This window comes from Allobosea sp. P5_A5, from assembly GCF_056400625.1.
The window spans coordinates 319,248-345,482 of record NZ_JBFUKY010000004.1 but is presented as its reverse complement, the minus strand read 5'-3'; the positions used below and the strand labels follow the sequence as shown (position 1 = coordinate 345,482).

26 protein-coding genes and 1 pseudogene are annotated in these 26,235 nt (G+C 64.5%); 6 read left to right on the top strand and 21 right to left on the bottom strand.

What is annotated here, in order from left to right; genetic code table 11:
• Positions 1 to 18 precede the first annotated feature (18 nt).
• Positions 19 to 1,320: an RsmB/NOP family class I SAM-dependent RNA methyltransferase gene (locus tag AC1DR6_RS11260; RefSeq protein WP_476829307.1), complete on the bottom strand. Its 1,302-nt coding sequence runs from the start codon at positions 1,318 to 1,320 to the stop codon at positions 19 to 21.
• Positions 1,321 to 1,497: 177 nt separating this feature from the next.
• Between AC1DR6_RS11260 and AC1DR6_RS11255 the strand changes: the two genes are divergently transcribed.
• Complete coding sequence (locus AC1DR6_RS11255; protein WP_476829306.1) at positions 1,498 to 1,641, top strand: hypothetical protein; 144 nt, start codon at positions 1,498 to 1,500, stop codon at positions 1,639 to 1,641.
• A 110-nt stretch (positions 1,642 to 1,751) separates the two neighbouring features.
• Here the strand turns inward: AC1DR6_RS11255 and crcB are convergent, their stop codons facing one another.
• From crcB to AC1DR6_RS11225, 6 genes are all read right to left on the bottom strand, one after another.
• Positions 1,752 to 2,183 carry a fluoride efflux transporter CrcB gene (gene crcB, locus AC1DR6_RS11250; RefSeq protein ID WP_476829305.1) on the bottom strand — a complete coding sequence of 144 codons (432 nt, stop codon included), beginning with the start codon at positions 2,181 to 2,183 and terminating at the stop codon, positions 1,752 to 1,754.
• Between the two features lie 223 nt (positions 2,184 to 2,406).
• On the bottom strand, positions 2,407 to 2,709 hold the full coding sequence (locus tag AC1DR6_RS11245; RefSeq protein ID WP_476829304.1) for a hypothetical protein: 303 nt from the start codon (positions 2,707 to 2,709) through the stop codon (positions 2,407 to 2,409).
• 171 nt (positions 2,710 to 2,880) lie between these two features.
• Positions 2,881 to 3,672: an amino acid ABC transporter ATP-binding protein gene (locus AC1DR6_RS11240; RefSeq protein WP_476829303.1), complete on the bottom strand. Its 792-nt coding sequence runs from the start codon at positions 3,670 to 3,672 to the stop codon at positions 2,881 to 2,883.
• A 20-nt stretch (positions 3,673 to 3,692) separates the two neighbouring features.
• Entirely contained in the window at positions 3,693 to 5,069 is a 1,377-nt protein-coding gene (locus AC1DR6_RS11235; RefSeq protein ID WP_476829302.1) for an amino acid ABC transporter permease, read from the bottom strand.
• Positions 5,070 to 5,079: 10 nt separating this feature from the next.
• The gene (locus AC1DR6_RS11230) at positions 5,080 to 6,273 is read right to left on the bottom strand and encodes an amino acid ABC transporter permease (protein ID WP_476829301.1); all 1,194 of its coding nucleotides are present in this window, start codon (positions 6,271 to 6,273) and stop codon (positions 5,080 to 5,082) included.
• Between the two features lie 471 nt (positions 6,274 to 6,744).
• Entirely contained in the window at positions 6,745 to 7,767 is a 1,023-nt protein-coding gene (locus tag AC1DR6_RS11225; protein WP_476829300.1) for an amino acid ABC transporter substrate-binding protein, read from the bottom strand.
• A gap of 265 nt (positions 7,768 to 8,032) precedes the next feature.
• Here AC1DR6_RS11225 and metC point away from each other — a divergent pair, with 265 nt between their 5' ends.
• Complete coding sequence (gene metC / locus AC1DR6_RS11220; protein WP_476829299.1) at positions 8,033 to 9,223, top strand: cystathionine beta-lyase; 1,191 nt, start codon at positions 8,033 to 8,035, stop codon at positions 9,221 to 9,223.
• Positions 9,224 to 9,234: 11 nt separating this feature from the next.
• Here the strand turns inward: metC and ppx are convergent, their stop codons facing one another.
• From ppx to AC1DR6_RS11190, 6 genes are all read right to left on the bottom strand, one after another.
• The gene (ppx, locus tag AC1DR6_RS11215) at positions 9,235 to 10,743 is read right to left on the bottom strand and encodes an exopolyphosphatase (protein ID WP_476829298.1); all 1,509 of its coding nucleotides are present in this window, start codon (positions 10,741 to 10,743) and stop codon (positions 9,235 to 9,237) included.
• A 1-nt stretch (position 10,744) separates the two neighbouring features.
• On the bottom strand, positions 10,745 to 12,940 hold the full coding sequence (locus AC1DR6_RS11210) for an RNA degradosome polyphosphate kinase (RefSeq protein WP_476829297.1): 2,196 nt from the start codon (positions 12,938 to 12,940) through the stop codon (positions 10,745 to 10,747).
• A gap of 97 nt (positions 12,941 to 13,037) precedes the next feature.
• Positions 13,038 to 13,748, bottom strand: coding sequence for a P-loop NTPase family protein (locus AC1DR6_RS11205; protein WP_476829296.1), 711 nt, complete (start codon positions 13,746 to 13,748; stop codon positions 13,038 to 13,040).
• 6 nt (positions 13,749 to 13,754) lie between these two features.
• Complete coding sequence (locus tag AC1DR6_RS11200; protein ID WP_476829295.1) at positions 13,755 to 14,864, bottom strand: AI-2E family transporter; 1,110 nt, start codon at positions 14,862 to 14,864, stop codon at positions 13,755 to 13,757.
• Between the two features lie 84 nt (positions 14,865 to 14,948).
• Positions 14,949 to 15,479: a CDP-alcohol phosphatidyltransferase family protein gene (locus AC1DR6_RS11195; RefSeq protein WP_476829294.1), complete on the bottom strand. Its 531-nt coding sequence runs from the start codon at positions 15,477 to 15,479 to the stop codon at positions 14,949 to 14,951.
• On the bottom strand, positions 15,476 to 15,607 hold the full coding sequence (locus AC1DR6_RS11190) for a hypothetical protein (protein ID WP_476829293.1): 132 nt from the start codon (positions 15,605 to 15,607) through the stop codon (positions 15,476 to 15,478). Before AC1DR6_RS11190 ends, AC1DR6_RS11195 begins: the two co-directional genes overlap by 4 nt.
• 78 nt (positions 15,608 to 15,685) lie before the next feature.
• Between AC1DR6_RS11190 and purM the strand changes: the two genes are divergently transcribed.
• On the top strand, positions 15,686 to 16,759 hold the full coding sequence (gene purM / locus AC1DR6_RS11185) for a phosphoribosylformylglycinamidine cyclo-ligase (protein WP_476829292.1): 1,074 nt from the start codon (positions 15,686 to 15,688) through the stop codon (positions 16,757 to 16,759).
• A 146-nt stretch (positions 16,760 to 16,905) separates the two neighbouring features.
• On the top strand, positions 16,906 to 17,541 hold the full coding sequence (gene purN, locus AC1DR6_RS11180; RefSeq protein WP_476829291.1) for a phosphoribosylglycinamide formyltransferase: 636 nt from the start codon (positions 16,906 to 16,908) through the stop codon (positions 17,539 to 17,541).
• Positions 17,542 to 17,630: 89 nt separating this feature from the next.
• Here purN and AC1DR6_RS11175 read toward each other — a convergent pair.
• The 3 genes and pseudogenes from AC1DR6_RS11175 to AC1DR6_RS11165 form a co-directional block, all read right to left on the bottom strand.
• Positions 17,631 to 18,299 (bottom strand): annotated as a pseudogene (locus AC1DR6_RS11175) (helix-turn-helix transcriptional regulator); the annotation flags it as partial.
• A 267-nt stretch (positions 18,300 to 18,566) separates the two neighbouring features.
• A complete protein-coding gene (locus tag AC1DR6_RS11170) occupies positions 18,567 to 18,914 on the bottom strand; it encodes a hypothetical protein (RefSeq protein WP_476829290.1) in 348 nt (115 codons plus the stop codon).
• Between the two features lie 116 nt (positions 18,915 to 19,030).
• Positions 19,031 to 21,118, bottom strand: coding sequence for a molybdopterin-containing oxidoreductase family protein (locus AC1DR6_RS11165; protein WP_476829289.1), 2,088 nt, complete (start codon positions 21,116 to 21,118; stop codon positions 19,031 to 19,033).
• 252 nt (positions 21,119 to 21,370) lie between these two features.
• On the opposite strand from AC1DR6_RS11165, the gene AC1DR6_RS11160 reads away from it, so the two are divergent.
• Complete coding sequence (locus tag AC1DR6_RS11160; RefSeq protein WP_476829288.1) at positions 21,371 to 22,213, top strand: MipA/OmpV family protein; 843 nt, start codon at positions 21,371 to 21,373, stop codon at positions 22,211 to 22,213.
• 163 nt (positions 22,214 to 22,376) lie between these two features.
• On the opposite strand, the gene ndk is transcribed toward AC1DR6_RS11160, so the two are convergent.
• Both ndk and AC1DR6_RS11150 read right to left on the bottom strand, forming a co-directional pair.
• Positions 22,377 to 22,799, bottom strand: coding sequence for a nucleoside-diphosphate kinase (gene ndk / locus AC1DR6_RS11155; protein WP_476829287.1), 423 nt, complete (start codon positions 22,797 to 22,799; stop codon positions 22,377 to 22,379).
• Positions 22,800 to 23,043: 244 nt separating this feature from the next.
• The gene (locus AC1DR6_RS11150; RefSeq protein WP_476829286.1) at positions 23,044 to 23,298 is read right to left on the bottom strand and encodes a hypothetical protein; all 255 of its coding nucleotides are present in this window, start codon (positions 23,296 to 23,298) and stop codon (positions 23,044 to 23,046) included.
• Positions 23,299 to 23,666: 368 nt separating this feature from the next.
• On the opposite strand from AC1DR6_RS11150, the gene AC1DR6_RS11145 reads away from it, so the two are divergent.
• On the top strand, positions 23,667 to 24,050 hold the full coding sequence (locus AC1DR6_RS11145; protein WP_476829285.1) for a DUF2147 domain-containing protein: 384 nt from the start codon (positions 23,667 to 23,669) through the stop codon (positions 24,048 to 24,050).
• Between the two features lie 165 nt (positions 24,051 to 24,215).
• On the opposite strand, the gene AC1DR6_RS11140 is transcribed toward AC1DR6_RS11145, so the two are convergent.
• The 3 genes from AC1DR6_RS11140 to AC1DR6_RS11130 all read right to left on the bottom strand — a co-directional run bounded on the left by AC1DR6_RS11140 (position 24,216) and on the right by AC1DR6_RS11130 (position 26,234).
• Positions 24,216 to 24,926, bottom strand: coding sequence for a glutathione S-transferase N-terminal domain-containing protein (locus AC1DR6_RS11140; RefSeq protein WP_476829284.1), 711 nt, complete (start codon positions 24,924 to 24,926; stop codon positions 24,216 to 24,218).
• Between the two features lie 276 nt (positions 24,927 to 25,202).
• Entirely contained in the window at positions 25,203 to 25,694 is a 492-nt protein-coding gene (locus AC1DR6_RS11135; RefSeq protein WP_476829283.1) for an N-acetyltransferase family protein, read from the bottom strand.
• A 60-nt stretch (positions 25,695 to 25,754) separates the two neighbouring features.
• On the bottom strand, positions 25,755 to 26,234 hold the full coding sequence (locus AC1DR6_RS11130; RefSeq protein WP_476829282.1) for a GNAT family N-acetyltransferase: 480 nt from the start codon (positions 26,232 to 26,234) through the stop codon (positions 25,755 to 25,757).
• Position 26,235: the final 1 nt, after the last annotated feature.

The window sequence follows — 26,235 nt, the reverse complement described above, 5'->3', positions numbered from 1 at the left end:
GCAACGCTTGCGGGACCGTCAGTCCCCGCGTCGCAGACAGGCCAGATAGAACCCGTCGGTGCCCGTGCGGCGCGGCGAGAGCTGTACGCCGAGTTCTGTTGCGAAACGCGCGAGCAGTGAGAGGTCGGTTTCGGCGCTCGACAGCACAACATCGATGGGAGCGATGGCGGCAAAGCCAGGCTGCCTGGCGAGGAAGGCGCGGATGGCCTCATCGTTTTCCTCCGGCAGCATCGAGCAGGTGATGTAGGCGATGCGCCCGCCGGGTCGCACCAGCCGGGCAGCGCGCGCCAGCACCTCGGCCTGGTCCTTGATGCGCTCGGCCAGCGCGCCGGGACGGACACGCCATTTCGCATCGGGATTGCGGCGCCAGGTGCCGGAGCCGGTGCAGGGGGCATCGACGAGCACGAGATCAGCCTTGCCCGCGACGTCCTCGAGCGGCTCGTGGCCGCGCGAACGCGGGATGCGGATATCGACGATGGCCGCACCCGAGCGGGCCAGGCGGTCGTGCAATGGCGCCAGACGGCGGCTGTCGAGATCGGTGGCGTAGAGGTTGCCCCGATTGGCCATCAGGGCCGCCAGCGCCAGGGTCTTGCCGCCGGCACCGGCGCAGAGGTCGATGACGGTGTCGCCGGGTTGGGGTGCGGCGAGCAGCGTCACCAGCTGCGAGCCTTCGTCCTGGATTTCAAAGGCGCCGGCGAAGAAGCCGGGTTCGGTCTGCAACGATGGGCCACGACCGTCATGGCCGGGATGAAAGCGCAGGGCATCGGGCGACCAGGTGCCCTCCTCCGGCTGAAGATGCGACAACGCCTCAAGGACCTCGCTCCGGCCCGCCCGGAGGCGGTTGACCCGCAGGTCGATCGGAGCGCGGGCGGCAAGCGCTTGCCCCTCCGCGATCGCGTCCTGGCCGAAGGCCGTCGCGAAGGACGGCCAGAGCCATTCCGGCACGTCGGCCTGGACCCAATCAGGCGCATCATCCGCCGAGAACGCCGTCAACAACGCGGTCTCGTCGTCGCTCAGCCTGGCGGGCGCGTGGTTCTCGCCGGAGCAAAGTTCCGCGATCTCGGCCAATGGTATGCCGCGCAGGCCTGCCAGCATGCCGAGGACGAGAGCACGCGTCTCTTCGGATGCCATCGCATACCCGGCCGAGGCCTTGCATCGCAGCGCGTCATAAACCAGCGAGGCGATGGCAGCGCGGTCCTTCGAACCAGCGAAGCGGCGCGACAGGCCCCAATCCTTCAATGCATCGGCCGCGGGCCTGCGGCGCCCGATGATGTCGTCGAGCACTTCGATGGCGGCGCTGATGCGGGCGGCGGGCGTCATGGCATTGGGTCCAGAGGCGGGAGCGACCTTGCGCCGCGATCGGGTGGGACTGTCTTTCGACCAGTTCGAGCATGACTCTGCGGCATAGGTGGCGCGTTGCCATGTTCTTGACGCGCTCGTTCCATAAGCGGCAAGACGATGCAACCGCATGTCGCGGTTTCTGGGGTCAAGCACATCATGAAAAGCGCCGCCCGCCTTGCCGTTCTCGGGCTCTTCGCCCTCGGTCTCACCGCCTGCGCCACGCCGCCGCAGCAGGATTTCAGCCCGCCGCCGTCCAAGCGCCTCGACGCCAAGACGACGCTGGAAAACCCGCGCCGCTGACAGGCGGATGCAGGCCGCTCCGCCTGCCGCCGTCATTCATGACCCGGGACCGCGCCTGACGAAGGGTCCGCGCCTAACGACGGCGCGCTCCTTCCGGGTTGCAGGGTTGCTCAGGCTTGCTCCTCGATTGCCGCCTGTGCGATGCGCGGGTCGGCGCCATTGAGCCTGGCGGCCAGGGTGTGACCGATCGCAACCGCCGCGACGCAGAGCGCCACCGAGGCGACGATGTTGATCGTGGCGCGCAGCGTCGCGCCGCTGCGCAGCAGCTCAAGCGTTTGAAGGCTAAAGGACGAGAACGTCGTGAAGCCTCCGCAGAGCCCGATCATCACAAAAAGGCGCAGGTTTTCCGATGCCGGAAAACGACCATTCGCCAAGGTCAGCGTGCCGAAGAAGCCGATGAGCAGCGAGCCTGCGATATTGATGATGATGGTGCCCCAGGGGAGCTGGCTGCTGATCGGCGCCGCAACGACCGAGATGAGATAACGCGCCAATGTGCCGATGGCGCCGCCGACCATGATGATTATGCAGGTCGTAAACGACATCGGCTTCAGTCCTCGGGCGACCGCAGCACCCGTTATGGGTCATCGGCGAGAGCTCGCCTGAAACCACGAATTCGGGAATCACCAGTGTTCGCGGACAACTTAAGCCACCTGTGCGAGGATAGTCAGCTATCCTCATGGCTGCAACGGACGACACTCCGACAGGCCCAGACAAGCAAAAAGGGCCGGCTTTCGCCGACCCCTTTTTGATGACATGGCTGAATGATCAGTCGCAAACGCGCTCGGTGCGGCTGATCATGCCGCGCGGCGTTTCACGCTGCGTGGTCACCGTGCGGCAGCCATCGTTGCGGTCGCGATAATTGGCGCGGTACTCGCGGTCGCGACGGCGCTCGTAGCGGTCGCGATCGGCCCGGTCGTCGCGATCACGACGAAACTCGCGTTCGACAGCGCGCTCCTGCGGATTGCGTGTATCGACCGAGACGCCGCCCGGGCCGAGATTGATCGACTGAGCATAGGCACTACCGCTCAAAAGAACAGCGGCAATCATGGCAGGAATGAAAAGTTTCATGGCTGGTCCTCCCGTTTGGGATGACAACCGTTGACCCAAGGATTCGTTCCCCGACGCTTTTTCGTCCGATCTAAGACGTGCGTCTAACCCTGCGGATGCTGCAAACGCGAAAGGCGCATCGCTGCGTTGCGATGCGCCTTTCGTAGAGGGAGGCCGAGTTGCCCGCGCTGATCAGTGCAGGATCTGGCTCAGGAAGAGCTTGGTGCGCTCATGTTGCGGGTTCTTGAAGAACTCTTCCGGGGTGTTCATCTCGACGATTTGGCCGGCGTCCATGAAGATGACGCGGTCGGCGACCTGACGCGCGAAGCCCATCTCGTGGGTCACGCAGAGCATGGTCATGCCCTCGTCGGCGAGCGAGACCATGGTGTCGAGCACTTCCTTGACCATCTCGGGATCGAGCGCCGAGGTCGGCTCGTCGAACAGCATGATCTTCGGGCTCATGCAGAGCGAGCGGGCAATCGCCACGCGCTGCTGCTGGCCGCCCGAGAGCTGGCCCGGATACTTCGACGCCTGCTCGGGAATCTTGACGCGACGCAGATAGTGCATCGCGATCTCTTCGGCGTCCTTCTTGGGCATCTTGCGCACCCAGATCGGGGCCAGCGTCAGGTTCTCGAGGATCGTCAGATGCGGGAACAGGTTGAAGTGCTGGAACACCATGCCGACGTCGCGACGGATTTCGTCGATCTTCTTCAGGTCGTTGGTGAGCTCGGTGCCATCGACGATGATCTGGCCCTTCTGGTGCTCTTCCAGCCGATTGATGCAGCGGATCATCGTCGACTTGCCCGAGCCGGACGGTCCGCAGATGACGAGCTTCTCGCCGCGGCTGACCTTCAGGTTGATGTCGCGCAGAACGTGGAACTCGCCATACCACTTGTTGACGCCGATCATCTCCACCGCCGTGGCCGTCTTCAAGGCGGTCGCCTTCAATGCGGCGGGGCGGGTATCGATTTTGGTTTCTGCCATTGCCATGGTCGTGGTCCCTCTCAACGTCTTTGGCCGGCAGCCATCCGCTTCTCGACCGAGATCGAGTAGCGCGACATGCCCCAGCAACACAGGAAATAGAACATCGCGGCGAAGGCATAGCCCGTCGTGCGCGTCGTCGGCGTCGCCCAGGTCGGATCGACGAGCGTCGCCTGGACGGTGTTGAGGAAGTCGAAGATGCCCACAATGGATACCAGCGTGGTGTCCTTGAACAGCCCGATGAAGGTGTTGACGATGCCCGGGATGACGATGCGCATGGCCTGCGGCAGGATGATCAGCCGCATCATCTGCCAGTAGCCGAGACCGAGCGACATCGCGCCCTCGAACTGGCCCTTCGGGATCGCCTGCAGGCCGCCGCGGATAACTTCGGCCATATAGGCAGAGGCGAAGAGCGCCACGCCGATCAAGGGACGCAACAGCCGGTCCGGCGAGTATTCCTGCGGCACGAAGAGCGGCAGCATGGTGTTGGCCATGAACAGCACCGTGATGAGCGGAACGCCCCGGACGAACTCGATGAAGATGACCGACATCAACTGGATGATCGGCAGCTTCGAGCGCCGTCCGAGAGCCAGAATGACCCCGAACGGAAGAGAGAAGACGATGCCGACCGCCGAGATCAGGAACGTCACGGTCATGCCGCCCCAAAGGCCGGTATCGACGCGCGGCAGACCGATCTGGTCATTGATCACGCCGATGATCCCGAAGATGACCAGCGCCATCAGGATCAGCCGCTTGGGCCGATAGAAGCGCTTCCACGGAGAAACCTCCCGCTCGGCGACCATCATCGGCGCGCTGGTCCAGAACGCCAGCGACGGAACGAAGGACGCCACGGCATAGACCACCGCCAGCACCGCGCTGATGATGAGCAGATAGCGCAGCAAGGCCTGCGCGGTCGGCCCGCCCAGCAGCAGGATGAACCCGCTGAGCGGCAGCATGACGAAGAAGAAGAACGCGCCGACCTTCTTCAACGGGGCACGGCCCCAGAGCAACCAGACCACGCCGACCACGAACATCGCGAAGACGGTGTTGACGCGCCAACGCTCCGAGATCGGGTAGGAGCCGTACATGAAGTATTGAATGCGGTCGGCGACATAAGGCCAGCACGCCCCGACGGGACGACCGACCTTGTCGGCGAGGCAGGCCTCGCGATTGGTCCCGGTCCAGACCGCATCGATGAGATAGAAGCGCACCAGATCCTGCACCGCCACGAAGACGATGTAGAGGCTGAGCAATGTCAGGATCGTCGCGAAGGGGCCGGAGAACAGCCGCGTGCGGATCCAGGCCACCGGCCCCGCTACCGACAGCGGCGCAGGCTGCTGTTCCAGTGCTTCGCGGCGGATGAAGGCGTTGGGCGCATTGTCGAGAGTTGCGTCGGTCATGGTTGCACCCTCACCGTTCCACGAGCGCGACGCGCTTGTTGTAGATGTTCATCGCGAAGGAGGTCACCAGCGAGATCGTGAGGTAGACGCCCATGGTGATCGAGACCATCTCGACCGCCTGGCCCGTCTGGTTCAGCACCGTGCCCATGAAGACCTGGGTGAGATCGGGATAGCCGATCGCCACGGCGAGCGACGAGTTCTTGACCAGATTGAGATATTGCGAGGTCAGCGGTGGGATGATCACGCGCATGGCCTGGGGGATCACGACGAGCTTGAGCGTCGGCCCCGAGCGCAGTCCCAGGGCATTGGCGGCTTCCGTCTGTCCGCGCGAGACGGCTAGGATGCCGGCACGCACCACTTCGGCGATGAAGCCGGCGGTGTAGGTCGTCAGGCCGATCAGGAGCGCCACGAATTCGGGATAGATCTGGACGCCGCCGGTCAGGTTGAAGCGGCCTTGCTGCGGATACTCGAAAGCCAGCGGCCGTCCGACGACGAAGAACGTCAGAAGCGGCAGGCCGATGACCAGAGCCAACGCGATCCAGCCATTGGGATATTGCCGGCCTGTCTGGGCCTGTTGGCGACGGCTCCAGACGAAAAATACGACAGCTGCAACGATCGCGATCAGCAAGGCGATGACGACCGCCTCAAAGGCCGCACCGAACTGCGGGGTGGGCAGGATAATGCCGCGATTGTTCAGGTAGATGCCACCAGGCATCGAGATCGAGTTGCGGGCGTCAGGCAGCGGCTTCAGCACCGCGTTGTACCAGAAGAAAAGCTGCAGCAGCAGCGGGATGTTCCGGATCAGCTCGACATAGACCATCGCAAGCTTGGCGATGATCCAGTTGTCGGAGAGGCGCGCGACGCCGACCGCAAAGCCGAGGATCGTCGCGAGGACGATGCCGATCGCCGCCACAAGCAATGTGTTCAGCAAGCCGACGAAGAAGGCCTGGCCATAGGTCGAGCCCGACGCGCTGAAAGGGATCAGCTTCTGGTTGACGTCGAAGCCGGCCGCGTTGTTCCAAAAGCCGAAGCCGGAGGCGATCTTCTGCGCACGAAGGTTCTCGATGACGTTCGAGGTGGCCGACCAGATCAGAAAGCCGACGACCAGAACCAGAAGGATCTGATAGGCGTAGCCGCGTATCTTCGGGTCGTAGAATAACGACGCCTTGCCGGGTGAAATCGTCTTGTCGGGGATGCTCGACACTTGCCACGCCCTCTTTTGCTTCGCTTGTTTCGGCCGGCGATCCTGCGGCGGTGCGGTCGCGCCGAGGTCGTGCTGTTATCCGTGCCGTCTTTTGTCGATCACGCGGTGGAGGGCGCGCCTCGGCGGCAGGCCCGATCCGGGCTCAGCACCGAGGCGTCATTCCAAAATCCGCAGGCGCTGCGCCGATAGCGTCGAAGCTGTGTGCTGTCATGCCGATCCCCTGTTCGGAGCGGGTTGGTCCCGCTCTCCCGACTGGTCAAATCTTGAGCAGCAATTGCCGGAACGGCAAGTCCCGCTGACGCGAAATCCCAATCGAATTCTCAGCAGCAAATCCCGGACCAACCAGAGCCGCCTCGCGAGCGGATACAAAAACGCCGCGGGACGCTTCGATGAGCGGCTCGCGGCGAGGCGGCTGCTGTCAGGCCGCGAACAGAGAGAAGGCGCCGATGGACCGGCGCCTTCCAAAAGATATCAGCGAACCGGCGGGGCGTATTGCAGGCCGCCCTTGGTCCAGAGCGCGTTCTGGCCACGGGCAATCTTCAGCAGCGAGCCGGTACCGACGTTTTTCTCGAAGGATTCGCCGTAGTTGCCGACCAGCTTGACGATACGAACGGCCCAATCCGTCGTGAGGCCGACCTGCTCGCCGAACTTGCCCTCGGTGCCAAGCAGACGCTTGATCTCGGGATTGTCCGACTTGGTCATCTGATCGACATTCGCCTTGGTGACGCCAAGTTCTTCGGCGTTCAGCATGGCGTATCCGACCCATTTCACCAGCGCGAACCATTGCGGATCGTTGTTGCGAACCGACGGGCCGAGCGGCTCCTTGGAGATGATCTCCGGCAGCACGATGTGGTCGTCCGGCGCGGTGAGCTTGAGGCGCTCGGCATAGAGGCCCGAAGCGTCGGTGGTGAAGGCGTCGCAACGGCCGGCGTCATAGGCCTTGACGGTCTCGTCCGCGGAGGCGAAGGCGACGACCTCGTACTTCATGTTGTTGGCGCGGAAATAGTCGGCGAGGTTCAGTTCGGTCGTCGTGCCCTGCTGGGTGCAGACCGACGCGCCGTTCATCTGCAGGGCGGAGCTGACGCCGAGCTTCTTGCGGACCATGAAGCCTTGGCCGTCGTAGTAGTTGATGCCGGTGAAGGCGAGGCCGAGAGAGGCGTCGCGCGTCATCGTCCAGGTCGAGTTGCGGACCAGGAGATCGACCTCGCCCGACTGCAGAGCGGTGAACCGGTCCTTGGCGGACAGCGGAATAAACTTGATCTTGGTCGGGTCGTTGAAGATCGCCGCCGCAACCGCGCGGCAATAATCGACGTCCAGACCGGTCCAGTTGCCCTGCGCATCCGGCACGCCGAAGCCAGCGAGGCCCGTGTTGGAACCGCAGTTCACCATACCGCGCTGCTTGACCTGCGCCAGCGTTGCCTGAGCGGAAGCACCGGTTGCCGTCAATGCTACGCCGGCGCCCGCGAAAAGGGCTGCTGCCAGAAACTTCTTCATCCACATTCTCCCATCGATGCAAAGCATTCCGGCCATGCCGGAAAGCCAAAAAACTGGTTTCGCCGCCGGCGGCTCCCTCACCGCTCGGTTATTCCAGAAATGAAGCGGCGTCCCCTCGCTTAAGTCGATTGCCAGAGCGACCCATGAGCGTCAAGCAAGGGTCATCCGCCATTCTCGCCCCTTGTTCGCCACATTCATCACATGCGAGTTTCTGAATGTGGTCAAGTGTGCCACCGTTCCGTCCTGCCCCAGACCTGTCGGTTCCATGAAAAAGCTGCCTCCGTCCGAATTTGCGCGCCTTGGCGAGCAAACCCGTCTCGTCCTTGCCGGGAGGGACCCGAGTGACAGCTACGGTTTTGTCAATCCGCCCATCGTACGAGGCTCGACCGTCGTTTATCCGAACACGGCCGACTTCCTCGTCCGCAAGGCCCGCTACACCTACGGCACGGATGGCAGCCCGACCCTCGATGCTTTGAAAGCGGCCGTCGAGACCGTCGAGAATGGCGCCGGCGTGGTAGTGACCCCCTCCGGCCTGCTGGCCTGCACGCTGGCGCCGCTGGCGGTGGTCTCGTCCGGCGATCACATCCTGGTGACGGACAGCGTCTATCGGCCGATGCGGAATTTCTGCGACACGTTCCTGAAGCGGATGGGTGTCGAGACCAGCTATTACGATCCGCTGATCGGCGCCGATATCGCCACGCTGTTCAAGCCCAACACGAAGCTGGTCTGGACGGAGGCACCGGGATCCCAGACCTTCGAGATGCAGGACATCCCGGCGATCGTCACGGCGGCCCATGAACGGGATATCCTCGTAGCGATGGACAACACCTGGGCGACGCCGCTGTTCTTCGACGCGCACGCGTTCGGCGTGGATCTGTCGGTGCAGGCCGGAACGAAATACTATGCCGGTCATTCCGACGTGCTGATCGGCACCATCTCTGCACGCACCCCCGAGCTCTACAAGAAGCTCAATGCCGCCTGGCACCAGCTCGGCCTCATCGTCGCGCCCGAAGATGCCTTCCTTACGCTGCGGGGCATGCGGACGATGGCCATTCGGCTCAAGGAACAGATGCCCGCGGGTATCGCCATTGCGCAATGGCTGAGCGAGCGGCCGGAAGTCGCGCGGGTGCTGCATCCTGCCCTGCCGGGCGCACCGGGCCACGAAATCTGGAAGCGGGATTTCACCGGCGCCTCCTCCCTGTTCTCGATCGAACTTAACCCCGTTTCGATGGAGGCCGTGGCTGCGATGCTGGACGGGCTGACGCTGTTCGGGATCGGCGCGTCCTGGGGTGGCTATGAGAGCCTCGTGCTTCCCTTCGATTGTCGCGACTATCGCACGGTGACCGTGCCGGCCCATAAGGGGCCGACGATCCGCATCCATATCGGGCTGGAAAGCCTCAACGATCTCAAGGCGGATCTCGACGCCGGCTTCGCGCGCTTGCGCGCCGCCGGCTGAGTAGAGGCGCGTCAGCCCCTCACGATCTCGACCTCCCGCCCAAGCAGCTTGGCCAGCTGCTTGACGCGGCCTTCGACGCGCGCGCTCGACAGCGCCGCCAGATCGTACGGAAAGCGCAGTCTCAGACGCTTGTCGACGCAGCCTGCCAAAATTCGCGGCAGTATGCCGGCCATCCCGGCGGAGAGCAGATAGGCCACCCGGAAGATCGCGGCGATGAGCTGGACGCGCTCGAAAAGCAGCGGAGACAGCAGCGTCTTGAGGCCGTCGGCGGCAGGCGAGACCGCCTTCAGCCCGGCATAGCGATGGAACATCGCCAGCGCCAGAAAAGCCCGGCCAACATGGTCGATGCCTGTGAAATAGGCATGGGCGATGACGTTCATGCTTTGCTCGCCACGATAGTCGGGATGCGCACGCCAGCCGATGTCGGACAGCAGGCAAACGGTCTCGATCATTCGCTCGGAGGTCTCGTCGGAGGCCAGCCCGGCTGTCTGCAGGATCCCTTGCGTCCAGCGCACGAGTTCGGCGGCATGGCGCGGATCGCGGGCGCGGAGCAGATTATAATCCCTCGCCGCCTGCAGAAGCGGATCGATCACCTGCTCGGCCGGCGAGAGCTGCTCATGCAGCAGCCCCTCGCGCACGCCCTGCGCCGAGACGATGATGCTGCGCGGCTTGCCGCGCTTGATCAGTTCGTCGAGCACCAGCGCGCCATAAGCCAGCAGAGGCCGACGCGCCGACGAAACGGCGTCGATCGCCTCCAGCATCGATGCGTCGGCCCGCTCGATCAGCTTGACGAAATCGGCCGCGTCCCGGGGCGGGATGGCGTAGCCGTGCATCACATTGAGCGGATAGGCGACGCGGCGCTGGTGAAGCGTCGCGAGCGCACGCCAGGTTCCGCCGACGGCGAAAAAGTCTCGCCCCTTCATCGCGTTGAGCTGCGGCAGCTTGTCGAGCTCGTCCTTGACGATCTTCTCCGCCGCCTTGAGCGAGCCTTTCGAGCGGTCGAGCAGGGCCAGCCCCCCGAGCGGCACGCTGGCGCCCTGCCCGACACCACCGCCAGATACGGAGATCAACTCCAGACTGCCGCCGCCGAGATCGCCGACGACGCCATCGGGCTCGTAGAAGCCGGACATGACTCCAAGCCCGGAAAGGATCGCCTCGCGCCCACCGGAGATCAGCTCGATCGGCTGGCCGACCGCTTCCTCGGCGCGCGCGATAAAGGCCGGACCGTTCTCCGCATAACGCGCGGCGGCCGTCGCGATGACGCGGATCTGGCCGACATGCATAGCCTGGCACAGGATGCGGAAGCGAATGAGGGCCTCGATCGCTTTCTCGATCGCGTCGTCGGCCAGTCGGCCGGTGGTCGCGACCTGCCGCCCGAGACCGGCCATTTCCTTTTCGTTGAACACCTGCGCAGGCGCGCGACCGAGCATCTCGTAGACGACGAGACGCACCGAGTTCGACCCGATATCGACGATGGCGATGGTGTCTGACAGCGCGAGCCGGCCGGGCGCGTGTCTCATCTCAGGCCTTGCGGCCGCCGCGGCGGGAAAGCGCACGGGGGCTCGAGCTTGAAAGCGATTTTCCACGTCCGGACAGACTCGGGTTCGTCATGAAGTACTTGTGGGCATTGAACGGTTCCTCGTTGGGCCCGGGCGTGACCCGGCGCGAGCCGCCATCGGGCAATATCGTCCAGCTCTGCTCGTTGTCGAGGAAGTTGGCGAGCATGATCTGGTCCAGCAGTTGCTGATGCACGGTCTGGTTCAGGATCGGCGTCAGCGCCTCGACGCGACGATCGAGGTTGCGCGGCATCAGATCGGCCGAGGAAATGTAGATCTTCGCCTTGGGCGAGGGCAAGCCGTGTCCGCCGCCGAACGCATAGATACGGGTATGTTCGAGGAAGCGGCCGATGATCGACTTCACCCTGATATTGTCCGAGAGGCCCGGCACACCCGGCCGCAGGCAGCAGATGCCGCGCACGACGAAGTCGATCTCGACGCCGGCCTGGCTCGCATCGTAGAGCGCGTCGATGATCTCGGGATCGACGAGCGAATTGCACTTGCCCCAGATCGCGCCCTTGCGACCGGCCTTCGCATAGGCGACCTCTTCGGCGATGTCGGCCAGGAGACGCTGCTTCAGGCCTGATGGCGAGACTGCCATGTTCTCCAGGCCGGCCGGCTCGGCATAGCCGGTGATGAAATTGAAGATCCGCGCCACGTCCTGGGAAAGAGCCGGATCGGCCGTGAAGAACGAGACGTCGCTGTAGATACGTGCGGTAATCGGGTGATAATTGCCGGTCGCGATATGACAATAGGTCACGAGCTGGCCGGCCTCGCGGCGCACCACGAGCGATAATTTGGCGTGAGTCTTCAGCTCGATGAAGCCGTAGACGACCTGGACGCCGGCGCGCTCCATCTCCTTGGCCCAGCGGATGTTGGCCTCTTCGTCGAAGCGGGCCTTGAGCTCGACCAGCGCCGTCACCGACTTGCCGGCCTCGGCCGCCTCCGTCAGGGCCTTGACGATCGGCGAGTTCGAGGACGTGCGGTATAGCGTCTGCTTGATGGCGACGACGGAAGGATCGCGCGCCGCCTGCTGCAGGAACTGCACGACGACGTCGAAGCTTTCATAGGGGTGGTGGACGAGCAGGTCCTTCTGGCGGATCGCGGCGAAGCAGTCGCCGCCATGCTCGCGAATGCGCTCGGGAAAGCGGGCATTATAGGGTTTGAATTTGAGATCGGGCCGGTCGACGCCGACGAGCTGCGACAGCTCGTTCAGCCCGATCATGCCATCGACCTCGACGACCTCGTCGCTGTCCACCTTGAGCTCACGCACGACCATGCGGCGCAGGTGTTCAGGCAAGCCGGTCGAGATTTCGAGCCGGATGACGACACCGAGGCGCCGCTGCTTCAGCATGGTCTCGAAGACCCGGACGAGGTCTTCGGCCTCCTCCTCGATGTCGAGGTCCGAGTCGCGGATGATGCGGAAGGAACCGGCGCCCTTCACCTCATAGCCGGGGAACAGCTTGGTGATGAAAAGCGAGACGGCGTCGTCCAGCGTGATGAAGCGGTGCAGACCTTCCCGGGCCAGATCCGGCAGTTCGATGAAGCGATCGATCTTGGTCGGCACGCGGATCAGCGCGTCGAGGTTGCGGCCGTCGCTCTTGCGCTCCAGCGCCAGCGCGACGGTGAAGCCGAGATTGGGGATGAAGGGGAACGGATGGGCCGGGTCGATGGCCAGCGGCGTCAAGACCGGGAAGATGTAGTTGAGGAAGTAATCCTCCAGCCAGATCCGGTCTTGCGGGCCGATGTCTCCGGGCGCCAGCAGGTGGATGCGATTCTCATGCAGGTCGCGGCGCAACTCGGCCCAGCGCGCCTGCTGATCGTCCGTCAACGCCAGCACGGCCTTGCCGATCTCGACCAGTTGCTCGGCGGGCGTCAGCCCATCCTGGCTGCGTGTAACGACGCCAGCCTTAAGCTGCTCGCGAAGGCCCGACACGCGGACCATGAAGAACTCGTCCAGGTTGTTGGCGGAAATCGAGAGGAAGCGCAGTTGCTCCAGCAGCGGGTGGCTGCGGTTCGACGCCTCTTCCATGACCCGGCGGTTGAACTGCAGCCAGGAAAGCTCACGATTCATGAAACGCCCGGGCTGCTGACGCACCGGCAGCGCCTCGCTTTCGCTCAAGGCCTTTTCCGGAGCATCCGTGACGATTTCGGTGCTCATGCGCTTCGCCCGGGTTCTGGTCGGTCTGATCATGTGCTCGTTGAAAGCCATTCTAGCGTGACGTTTCGATGACAAAACCGGATTTCATCTCGCCGGCTCACGAGAGGATGTCCATGGGGTCGTCCGGGAAAAGCTCGGCCAGCGCCTCTTGCACCAGCGGACGCGTGACGCGTCGGCCGCGCTCCAGCGCCAGCCGGTCGAGCCTCTCGACAACGAGCCGCGCGGCGCTGAAAGAACGCTCCATCCGCAACGCCAGCGTGTCGATCACAGCCGTATCGACCACAAGCTGGCGGTCGATGAAGAGCTTGACCAGGACAGCTCGCAGCAGCCCGTCATCGGGCGGGCCGATGATCGCGCCTGGCGCCAGCCGGAGCCGCGATAGAAGATCCGGCACCTTCACGCCCCAGAGATCGGGCGCGGAGCGTGCCGTCAGCAGCAGATGCCCGCCTCGCGCCTTGATCGCGTTCATCAGGTGGAACAGGGCCGCTTCATCGAACGGGCCTGCGTCGCAATTCTCGATCACGAGGGCGCCGTTCGAGATCAGATGCGCGACCTTGTCGTCGGCGATCTCGGAGGCGGGCACAGTCCAGGCATGGGCCCCGCGGGCCCAGATCGCCGCCAAATGCGTCTTGCCGGCGCCGGCCGGCCCGATCAGCCGCAGCCAGGACTCTGGCCAGTTCGGCCAGGCTTCGACGAGCCCGTAAGCCGCTTCGTTGGAAGGGCCGACAAGAAAATCCTCGATGCCGTGTCGGCTGTCGAGCGGCAGGTCGAAGGCCAGTTGGCGCGGGCGCGCGGGACTATCGGACATCGGGCTTCAGCGATCGAGATCGACCTTGACCACGATCTCCTTCGTCTCGGGTGCCGGCCCGCCCCGATAGAGGTTGCTGGCGAGATATTGGCGCAGCGCGAAGCGGCACAACACGCCGGCGATCGCGGCCATCGGCACCGCCATCAGCAGGCCGACGAAACCGAACAGGGTGCCGAAGGCGAGCAGCGCGAACATCAACCAGACCGGGTGGACACCGATGGAATCACCGACGAATTTCGGCTGGAAGATATTTCCTTCCAGGAACTGGCCGACGAAGAAGACGCCGAGCGTCGCCAGCGGCCAGGTCCAGTCCGGCCAGAACTGGACGGTCGCCACGCCGACCGAGAGCACGAGCCCGGTCAACGAACCGACATAGGGGATGAACGAAAGGAAGCCGGAGATGATGCCGATCAGGGCGCCGAAATTGACGCCGATGATGCTCAGCCCAATGGCATAGAAGGTGCCCAGCAGCAGGCAGACCAACGCCTGTCCGCGGAGGAACCCGGCGATGGCGATGTCCATCTCGCGCAGCAGGCCGCGAATGGTGTCGCGGTGGTCGCGCGGCAGCCAGCCATCGACGGTCGCCACCATGCGGTCCCAGTCGACCAGCAGGTAGAACGCGATCACGGGCGTCAGGACCAGCAGCGAGAACACACCGACAATCGCCGTGCCCCCGCTCCAGACCGACTGGAGCAAACCGCCGACCCATTTGGTCGCCTCCCCGACCAGATTGCCGAGCGAGTTCTGCGCCTCCTTGGCGATATCGCCACCGCCGAAGCGCTCGAGCCAGGGCGCGCCTTTTTCCATGAGCAGTTCCTGAAGCCGCGTCGCATCCTGCGGCAGCCGGGTCACGAGCCCTGCGAGCTGTTGACCCAGCAGCGGCGCGAGCAGCACCAGCGCCAGCACGAAGATCATCAGGAACACGACCAGGATCACGATGGTCGCGGCGAGCCGGCCCATCCCCATGCGCTCAAGGCGATCGGCCAAGGGATCGAGCAGATAAGCCAGCGCCAGAGCAGCGATGAAGGGCAGCAGGATGTCCCGGAAGATCACCAGGAAAATGACGAAGACGAGGAGCGATCCCAGCCAAAAGCCGATCTGGCGTTGCAACGTCATCCATCAGCCTCTTCGCGCGGCGGGCGCCCTCTCTTCAAGAGCGGCGCTTCCACAAAGTTCCCCAAAGGCAAGGCTATAGAGCGATCAGGCCGCCATATGCCGAAACCAGAAGGCGAGATAGGCTGCCATGGAGGCGAGCGTCAACATGGCGACCGCCGCCTGCCCTATCGAAAAGGCGATACCGGCATCGACGCCGAAGGCGCGGGAGCCGAGCAATAATGCTGCGAATCCGATCTGCGCCACCGTATTGAGCTTGCTGACGCGGAACGGCTTGATCGCAAGCGGCCGGCCCAACAACAACGACAGAAGAACCGCCGCGACGATCATCAGGTCGCGCATGACGATGAGGACGACGAGCCAGACGGGGACAGCCCCTACGATCGCAAGCGTCACGTAGATCGAGACGATCAGCGCCTTGTCCGCGAGCGGGTCGAGCCAGGCGCCGAGCTCGCTCGCCATCCCGCAGTGACGCGCCAGATAGCCGTCGACCGCATCCGATAGGCCGGCTGCGACGAAGATGACAAACGCCGTCTGCCACTGCGCGTTCACGATCGTCACGATGATCAGCGGAACCAGAAACAGCCGGGCCACGGTGATCAGGTTGGGGATCGTCATGCCGGCAGCTTGGCGCAACGCGGCAGATGACGCCAGCGGCCGGCAAGGCCGACAGCCATCCGCTTCTCACCCTTGACGCGCGCGAAGGCGGGTATCCGGCGCGCGTATTCGCCCGTGCGAAACGGCATCTGCCGATCCAAACGCCTTGCCAGCCGCCACCCGCTTGCCTATCGCTCGCGCGAACAGGAATTGAAGGCGAGAGCGTGATGAGCAAGCCCGGCGCGAACGGACTGACCTATGCGCAGGCAGGCGTCGATATCGATGCCGGCAACGCCATGGTGGACCAGATCAAGCCGCTCGTGCGCGCCACCCGGCGCCCCGGAGCGGATGCCGAGATCGGTGGATTCGGCGGGTTGTTCGACCTGAAGGCGGCGGGCTTCAGCGACCCGATACTGGTCGCGGCCAATGATGGCGTCGGCACCAAGGTGAAGATCGCGATCGAGAGCGGGCTGCACGCGACGATCGGCATCGACCTGGTCGCGATGTGCGTCAACGATCTCATCGTGCAGGGTGCCGAGCCGCTTCTGTTCCTAGACTATTACGCGACCGGCAAGCTCGATCCGCAGGTTGGGGTCGAGATCGTGCGGGGCATCGCCGATGGCTGCCGACAGGCCGGTTGCGCGCTGATCGGCGGCGAAACCGCCGAAATGCCGGGCATGTATGCGGAGAAGGATTATGATCTCGCCGGCTTCGCTGTCGGCGCGGCCGAGCGTGGCACCTTGCTGCCGCGCGAGGATCTGAAGCCTGGCGACCGGGTGTTCGGCCTGCCCTCCTCGGGGGTTCATTCGAACGGGTATTCGCTGGTGCGCCGCATCGTGCAGATGAGCGGTCTCGCCTGGGATGCCCCCGCCCCCTTCGCACCGGCCAAGACGCTGGCGAAGGCCTTGCTGGAGCCGACGCGCATCTATGTGAAGCCGCTGCTTCAGGCGCTGAAGATGACGGACGGCATCAAGGCGCTGGCGCATATCACCGGCGGCGGCTTCCCCGACAACATCCCGCGCGTGCTGCCGGCCGGCCTCGGCGTCTCCCTCGATCTGGCGGCGATCCCGGTCCCGCCCGTCTTCGGCTGGCTGGCGAAGGGCGGCGGGGTCGTCGAGCGTGAAATGCTGCGGACCTTCAACTGCGGCATCGGCATGATCGTCGCGGCCGATTCAGGCAAAGCTGAAGAGGTCTTCGCCGCGCTCGAAAACGCCGGCGAAAAGCCGGTCAGGCTCGGCGAGGTGGTCCCGGTTGCGGACGGCGAGGAGCAGGTCGCCTATCGCGGCACGCTCGCGCTGTGAGCGCACGCGGCCTGTCTTCCTCAGCCCTCATCCTGAGGAGCGCTTCGCAGAAGCGCGTCTCGAAGGATGGTTCTGGAGGCTCCGGCACCATCTGGAGCATCCTTCGAGACGCGGCCTGCAGCCGCTCCTCAGGATGAGGGCTTCGCATGATCGATGAGCAACCAAGCGTTGCCTCCCGCACCCGCGTCGGCGTCCTGATTTCCGGGCGCGGCTCCAACATGGCGTCGCTGGCCGAAGCCGCGCAAGCGCCGGATTATCCGGCCGAGATCGCGCTGGTCCTCTCCAACATTCCCGATGTCCTGGGATTGGAGCGGGCGCAGGGTTTCGGGATCGCCACGGCAACGGTCGACCACCGCGCCTTCGGCAAGGATCGGGAAGCGTTCGAGAGAACGGTGGACGAACGGCTGCGGGCGGACCAGATCGACCTCGTCGTGCTCGCGGGTTTCATGCGGATATTGACGCCATGGTTCGTCCAGCGCTGGGAGGGGCGGATGATCAATATCCATCCCTCGCTGCTGCCGCTGTTCAAGGGGACGCACACGCATCGGCAAGCTTTGGAGGCCGGGGTCATCGAGCATGGCTGCTCGGTGCATTTCGTCGTGCCGGAGCTCGATGCCGGGCCCGTGATCCTGCAGGCCAAGGTGCCGGTGCTGCCCGGCGACGACGAAGACGCCCTGTCGCAGCGCGTCCTCGTCGAGGAGCTCAGGCTTTATCCGGCCGCGCTGGCGGAGGTCGCGTCCGGGCGGGCGAGGCTGGTGGCCGGAGACGTCGAGCGCGGCTGAGACATATTCTGAAACTCGGGCGCTGAGGCGCCGCCCTGCCCGCCTTCGCGCTGGCAGCGCGCCCATTCCTCTCGCGCCTGCTCCTCCTCCTTCTGCCAGCGGCGGAAGAGATCGGCGCGGCGGCCCGGATAACGCTCCTCCAAAGCCGAAAGCTCGGTGATCCGGTCCGTGCGGAAATGTCTGAACGCCTGGCGCAGTTCGCACCAGGCGATGACGACGCGGACACGCTCGTAAAACGTCATGCCGATCGGCCAGATCATCCGCTGCGTCGCGTGTCCGCTCTCGTCGCTATAGGCGATAGAGAGCTTGCGGCCGTTGCGGATCGCGGCCCGGACGGGCCCGATATCGACTTGATCGACCGGCAGGTCACCGGGATAGGAGGCCGCGAACAACGCCCCATCCAGCAGCACGGGCCTGAGATGCGGCGGCAATACGGCCGCGACCTTGCTGACGACGTCCTCGGCCGCGCGAGCCAGCGTCGGGTCGGCCCGCTCCGTCAGCCAGCGCATACCGACGAGCACCGCCTCGATCTCGTCAGGCGAAAGCATCAAGGGCGGCAGGTCGAAGCCGGCATCAAGCACATAGCCGATTCCGGCCTCGCCGCGCACTGGCACGCCCTGCCGTACCAGAGCGCCGATGTCGCGATAGACCGTGCGTACGGAGACACCGAGCTCCGATGCGAGCGTCTCCGCGGTCACAGGTCGCCTGCGGCGCCGCAGGCTCTGGATCATGTCCAGCAAACGTTCGGCGCGCTGCACGGCTCTTATCCCCCACCGGTTCCTGATCGGCCATCGCGAACGCTCGGCGAGCGATGGCGTGTTTATCGGCAGCGTCAGGATGACTCAGCTCGACTGACAACTACTGTCAGGAGCATGGCAGCAGAAAGGCGGGAGGCAAAGTTGGCCCGGCTTGTTGTCCTCAAACGCCCCGAGCGTTCTGGTGACGAGAGGCCGTGGCCTATCCGTGCGCTCATTCTCGGGCCGAAGCTAAGTTTCGCCCGAGAATGACCTAAAGGCTTGATCAGCTCAGAACGGGCGCTTGAGCTTGCATTTGTCGAGGAAGCCCAGCGCCTTCTCTCGCGCCGAATCGTTGAAGTAGCCGGTGTCGCGGAACGACTGGATTTCGTCCTTGCTCATGGCTTCGATTGTGCCGTTGGCGTAGCAGCTGCAAGGTGTGTGCACCGCCTCGCGCATCGTCCCCATCAGGCCGGATTGGGTGACCAGGCAGGCATCGAAAGCGCGCAGCTTGATCATGTAGGGGGTAAGGTTCTTCGCCGTCGGGTCCGTTTGCGGGATCGGCGTCGTGCTGCTGGCGGCATAGGCCGCAGCGCTCAGAAGAAGCGAAAACCCACCGGCCAGAACGACCGCACTCATCCGCCGCATCATCATGATGTCCGCCCGTCTTTCTCGAAAGAAGCGGATCGCATGCTGATCGGCGCCGCCTTGCCTCCGCATGACACAGATGCCCGAAAGGTCAAGAGGACTGACCGTCACGCTTTCCTGATCCAGACCTTGTTGTCGTGGAAGGCGGCGCCGCCGAAGGGCGCGGGCGAATCCGCGCCGGTCAGCGTGTTGATGCCGCGCCCATGCCTGTGCGCCGCGTTCGGCCAGATCGACTCGGCGATCGCGACGCCGCGAACGACGCCGGGGAAGAGCACGGCCGTGAGGTGCACCGTCCCCCGGCGATTGCCGAGGATGACCTCATCGCCATCGATGATGCCAAGTCCCGCCGCGTCGTCCGGATGCAACATCACCGTGGGGCCGCCCTCTTTCTTCACGGAGCCGGGCGTCTCGGTGAAGGTCGAATTCAGGAAGCTTCGGGCCGGGCTGGTCGCGAGGCGGAAGGGATGTTCGTCGTCGGCGAGCTCGATCACATCCCACTGGTCAGGCAGGGCCGGCATCGCGGCATAAGGGCCGACAAGCCCGTCATTGGCGTTCGGCACCTTCGGCCAGTCCGGCTTGAAGCGGAACTTGCCGTCGCGATAGCCGAAGCCCTTGAGATAATGTGCCGTCTCGAAATCCGGCTGCACATCGATGAATTCGCTGGCGATCAGCTCCTCGAGCGTTCCGCGGCCGGTGTCCTGCAGGGTCTGGTCGACGATCTCGCGCGGCGTCATGGCGAAGCCGCGATGCTCGGCACCGAGACGCAAGGCGAGCGCCGAGACGACCTCGTGGTTCGAGCGGCATTCTCCCGGAGGCTCGATCAGCTTGCCGCCCCACATGATGTGTTGATGGCCGCCGCCCTGGTAGAGGTCGTCATGCTCCAGAAACTGGGTGGCGGGCAGCACGATGTCCGCCATCCGGGCGGTCTCCGTCATGAACTGCTCGTGGACGACGGTGAAGAGGTCTTCGCGGGCGAAGCCCTGTTTGACCAGCTCCTGCTCCGGAGCGACCGAGACCGGGTTGGTGTTCTGGATGAACAGCGCCTTGACCGCACCGCCCTGGCGCAAGGCGTCCGGATCGCCCGTCAGGACCCGCCCGATCTGCGATTGATCGAGCTGGCGCACGCTGCGATCGACGGTATCGAGCCCCTCGATCAGCCCCTTGCGCCATTTGTAGATGCCGCTGTTGCTGTGGAAGGCGCCGCCGCCCTCATATTGCCAGGCGCCTGTCACGGTCGGCACGCAGAGCGCGGCGTGCATGGCGACCGCGCCGTTGCGCTGGCGGGAGAAACCATAGCCCAGCCGGAAGAAGCTCTTCCGGCGCGTACCGACGAGTGCCGCGAATTCCTCGATCTCGGCAGCGGTGAGACCTGTGATGGCGGCGGCCCAGTCCGGCGTCCGGATTGCGAGATGCGCTTCCAGCTCGTCGGGACAGTCGGCATGGCGCGCGAGATAATCCCTGTCGGCATGGCCGTCGCGAAACAGCACATGCATGACCGCGCAGGCCAGCGCCGCGTCGGTGCCGGGCTTCAGGACAAGAGCGAGATCGGCCTGTTGCAGCGTGGCGTTGCGGTAGATATCGATGGCGACGATCTTGGCGCCGCGCTCCTTCCGGGCCTTGATCGCATGGTTCATCACATTGACCTGGGTATGAACCGGGTTGGTGCCCCAGATCACCACGCAATCCGACTTCGCCATCTCGCGCGGGTCCGGCCCCGCGAGACGCCCCGTCCCGGCGATGAAGCCGGTCCAGGCGGTGGTGGTGCAGATGGTCGAATACTGTCCCGAATAGCGCTTGACGTTGCGCAGGCGGTTGATGCCGTCGCGCATCACCAGCCCCATTGTCCCGGCATAGTAATAGGGCCAGACGGCCTGCGGTCCGTGCTCGGCCTCGATGGCGAGAAAGCGGCGTGCGATCTCGTCCAGAGCCTCGTCCCAGGAGATGCGCTCGAACGGCCCGGAGCCTTTCGGCCCGCTGCGCTTCAACGGATACAGAAGACGATCCGGATGGTGGATGCGCTCGGCGTAGCGGGCGACCTTCGCGCAGATCACGCCGTCGGTATAGCTCTGGCGCTTGGAACCGCGCACCCTTCCGATGCTGCGCCCGTCCACGACCTCGACCTCCAGCGAACAGGCGGAAGGACAGTCATGCGGGCAGACCGAGGGGCGGATGTCGATGCGGGGCAGCGCGTTCATGGGAAAGGTTCTAGAGTTTTTCTCGCCGCTGTTGAACCGTCATTGCGAGGAGCACAGCGACGAAGCAATCCAGTAAGACTGGGTTAGACGCTCCACCCCGTCCTCCTGGATTGCTTCGCTACGCTCGCAATGACGGCTTTGGAGCCCACCAAAGCGTAACAACCCGTCAACGCTAACCAGCCCTTAATCCTCATCACGGACATTGCCGGCAGATCCCTTGTGTGAGGTGCCTCGGCGCCGGAGTTGTGGACCATGCGTTGCGTTGCGTATCTGGCGGGCCTCGTGCTCGGCCTCGCTACTCTTTTGCCCGGTGCGGGACACGCCCAGTCTCGGGACTACACCCAGCTGACCTCGGCCCAATCGGCACAGAACTGGTATCTGACGCTGGGCGCCGGCGTGCGCTATCAGCCCGATTACACCGGCTCGGACGACTATGTCTTTCGGGCCCGGCCGATCATCTCGCTCGGCAAGGGCCTGAAGAGCACCTGGTGGAGCGCCGAGGACGATACGACGCTGAGCATCGGCGTGTTCTCCGGCCAGGGCTGGCGCATCGGCTTCTCGGGCGACCTGCTGTGGAAGCGCAGCGCCAAGGTCAATCCGGCGCTGGTTGCCGTGCCCGCGACGAAGTTCGGCGGCGAGGCCGGCGCCTTTGTCGAGTTCTACCCCGCATCCTGGCTGCGTGGCCGCGTCGATGTTCGTCGCGGCATCGTCGCGCATGACGGCATCGTCGCCGACCTGAAGCTCGACGCCTTCACCAATATCGGCCCCTGGACGCTTGGCGCGGGCCCGCGCATGCGCATCGCCTCGGCCGATTATGTCAGGACGTATTTCGGCACCGCCGGCGCCCTGCCCGGCACGGGCGGCCTGCTGCAGCGCTTCAATACGGGCGTGCATTCGGTCGGCGCGATCGCGCAAGCGACCTATAACTGGTCCGACAGCTTCAAGACGACGGCCTATGTCGAGTACAAGCGCCTCGTCGGCGACGCGGCTCGCTCGCCGATCGTGACGCCCTACGGATCGAAAAACTCGATCACGATCGGCCTGTCCGCGAGCTACTCCTTCGACACCGGCTCGAGCTATTCGTTCGGGATGTGAGGCCGTTGGAGGCCGTCTTGCTCGGGCTTGACCCGAGCATCTTGGAAACCGGAGTAATCGGGTCATGAGCTTCTCGGGTCAAGCCCGAGAATGACGACCTCCAAGATCAAACAAAAAAGGCGGGCTCGAAGCCCGCCTTTCGCGTCTCTAAAGCGCGGCTAAATCACCCGACGATTTCGTTGCCGGCGAAGAACTGGGCGATCTCGATGGCGGCCGTCTCGGCGGCATCGGAGCCGTGAGCGGTGTTCTCGCCGACCGACTGGGCGAAGAGCTTGCGGATGGTGCCTTCGGCCGCGTTGGCCGGATTGGTGGCGCCCATCACGTCGCGATACTTGGCGATGGCGTCCTCGCCTTCCAGCACCTGCACGACGACCGGGCCGGAGGTCATGAATTCGACGAGTTCGCCGAAGAAGGGACGCTCCTTGTGCACGGCGTAGAAGGTCTGCGCCTGCTCGGTCGTCATCTGGATGCGCTTCTGCGCGACGATGCGCAGGCCAGCCTTCTCGATGACCGCGTTGACCGCGCCGGTGACGTTACGCTTGGTCGCGTCGGGCTTGAGAATGGAGAAGGTACGCTGGACAGCCATCGAAAAATCCTTGGGGAGGTCGAATTCGGGAATGCGGCGCGCTTATAGCCGCCGCCTCCCCGCCCCACAAGGCTCGTGGCTCGATCCCGGCGTCAAACCCACCAGCCCTCATCCTGAGGAGCCGTTCCGTCAGGAGTGACGTCTCGAATGATGTTCGAGGAGGCTCCCGGACCAGCGGGATTATCCTTCGAGACGCAAGCTACGGTTGCTCCTCAGGATGAGGGCTGAACGGGGATATCCCGGCTCAGTGCCGCGTGAGAACCGCGCGGGCCTCGCGCAGCGCCACGGCGATCTCGTCGCGGCTCATCTCCGCCGCGAGTTCCTGACGGGCCGCGGCGGCGCGAGCGCAGCCGCGGGCGAAGGCGACATTGAACCAGGTTTGCGCCTTGACCCGGTCGACGGGGCCGGAGCGACCGGAGGCGTGCATCAGCCCCAGCTCGTAATAGGCCTCGGCCGCAACCTCCGCTGGTGCCACCAGCGAGGCGGGAATTGCGCTCATCTCCATACGTGCCATGACGAACCACCCTGTTGTCGTTGCTCGCCGATCACCCGTCCAAAGGTCCCCGGCCGATGAGCTGAGAGTGGCTGCGATCCTTAAAGCGGGCGCTAAATTTCGCGATGAATCCGGTGTCAACGAAACGTAATCGCCCGGTTAAATCAACGGATCGTTCACGACAAGATTCCGAAAAACCAAGTGATTTCAAACGACTGGCGATCGCCCCGAAACCGCGGCGTTGACGATGGATTCACCCTGCTCCACGGGGCCTGCCACTGAGCCCCACGCAACGACCGCCTTGATGCTCCGAAAAAGCGCGTTATCGTTCATATCTAAACGATGACGACGATCATCCGGCATGGGAGGATGGAATGAGGAACACAGGTTCAGCGCTCGGCGCGATGGCCGCTCTGGTATTGATCGGTTGCACGGCCGGCGCCTCGGCGCAGGAGGTTCTCGGCACCTGGCAGCGCGACACCGGCGCCTCGCGGGTACGTTTCGCCAAATGCGGAGACGCGCTTTGCGGAACGATATCCTGGCTGAAGGATCCCGCGGGGCCAGCCAAGGTCGGCCAGCGCATTTTCTACGACATGACGCCGAACGCGGCCGGCAAATGGAGCGGCAAGGCCTTCAATCCGGAAGACGGCAAGACCTATTCCGGCACCATGACGCTCGCCGGCGATACGCTGACCACCGCCGGCTGCGTGCTCGGCGGCCTGATTTGTCGCTCGGCCGGCTGGAGGCGGGCCGACTGAAGCCACAGACCGATCCCACTGCTGCCCGCGACGCTCGGCGTCATTCTCGGACGAAGCAAAGCTTCGATCCGAGAATCTCATGCCAGAATAGGCTCCCGCGCTCCTGCGTCCTGAGATGCTCGGGTCAAGCCCGAGCATGGCGTGCAGGCCCGACAGGCCACGGCCTCAGCGCGACTTTTGGCCGAACAGGACCGCTCTTTCCTCGGGCGTGCTGATGCCGGCCGGATTGCGAAGCTCTTCACCGACCTTGACGCCGCGTGCGACAGCCGGGCGAGCCATCATCGTCTCGATCCAGCGAGCGACGTTCGGAAACTGCGCGATATCCTGCCCCTGCTTTTCCCAGCTGCGAGCCCAGCCGATGCAGGCCATGTCGGCGATGGAATATTCCCCGCAGATGTAGTCGCGGCCTTCGAGACGCTTGTTCAGCACGCCGTAAAGGCGGTTAGCCTCGTTGGTATAGCGTTCGATGGCGTAAGGCACCTTTTCGGGCGCGTAGCCACGGAAGTGATGGGTTTGGCCAAGCATCGGCCCGAAGCCGCCCATTTGCCAGAACAGCCATTCGTCGACCTCGACGCGGTCGCGCTCGTCGCTCGGATAGAACTGCCCGGTCTTGCGACCGAGATATTGCAGGATCGCGCCGGATTCGAAGACCGAGATCGGCTTGCCGTCCGGCCCCTGCGGATCGACGATCGCCGGCATGCGATTGTTCGGCGCGATCGCCAGGAACTCCGGCTTGAACTGTTCGCCCTTGCCGATGTTCACCGGCACGACCGTATAGGGTAGCCCGCATTCCTCGAGCATGATGCTGATCTTGAAGCCGTTCGGCGTCGGCCAGTAATGCAGTTCGATCGGCTGGGTCTGCGGCGCTTGGGGCATGGGATGCGTCCTTTCCATAGGGCTTCGGGTGCGAAGCTAAGCAGCCGGGCGCCCGGCTGGAAGTGGCCGAGCCTGCCTGCGGTGCGGCCGCGCCATGCGGAGAACGCGCAAATCCATACACAGCCCTCATCCTGAGGAGGCCCGCAGGGCCGTCTCGAAGGATGGTCCAGGAGGTTCCGGGGCAAGCTGGAGCATCCTTCGAGACGCCGCTGACGCGGCTCCTCAGGATGAGGGCTGAGGTTCAGGGCGATGGCTGAGTTCCGGCGTCAGCGTTGGTCAGCCGAGCTGCATCTTGAAGCCCTCATGGCTCTGGGAGAAGCCGAGGTCGCGGTAGAAGCGGTGCGCGTCCAGCCGCAATTTGTTTGAGCTGAGTTCGATCAGCCCGACGCCCTGCTGCTTCGCGAAAGCCAGCGCATGCGCGATCATCAGCTTGCCGATGCCCATGCCACGGCATTCCGGCGCGACATGGACGCTCTCGATCTTGCCGCGCCTGGCGCCGCGCGCCACCATGCCGGGTATCGACGTGACCTGAAAGGTGCCGACGACCTCGCCGGCCCGCTCGGCAACGAAGAGTGTGTTGTCCTGGCTGGCTTCTATCTCGGCGAAGGCCTGCACGTAACCTGGGTGCCGGGCCTCCTCGCGGATAGCGTCCGGCGTCATCGTCTGCGTCGCGGCGCCATGCATGATCAGTTCGGCGATGCGGGCGGCATCGCCGGCCTTGGCGCGCCGGATGGTGATGTCGGCTGGAGATACGCGCGCGTTGGTCATCGGCGGCTTTCGGCTCAGGCAGAGACGGGAACGGTCATTCGACGAAGAGGCGCTTGGCCATCAGCAGCGTGTTCGGCGTGTCGTCGTGACCGTCGAAGCGAGCCTGACGCTGCAGAAAAAAGCCCATCCGCTCATAAAACGCGATCGCGGCCTCGTTGCGGCTCTCGACTTCGAGACGTGCCACCGGCGCTTCGGGGAAACAGGCCAGCGCCACCTGCAACAGGTGCGGCCGATGCCGGTGCCTTGCCAGGCCGGCAGGACATAAAGCCGTGTCAGCAGGGCCGTGCGGTCGCGCTCCTTGCGGGCCGACGCGGTGGCGACGATCTCATCGCCAACCAGCGCAACGAGAAAGACGCCCTCCTCGCGTCCGAGCTGGCTGGAGAGGTTCTCCAGCGAATGCCAGGCATTGGTGATCTCGGCGACGCGCTGCCAGCCATAGAGGCCGTCATAGGTGGCATGCCAGGTCTCGACCAACAGCGCCCGCACCGCCGGGAGATCGGCGGCTTCGGCGTCGCGGATGACGAGGCCGGCAGGCGTCACG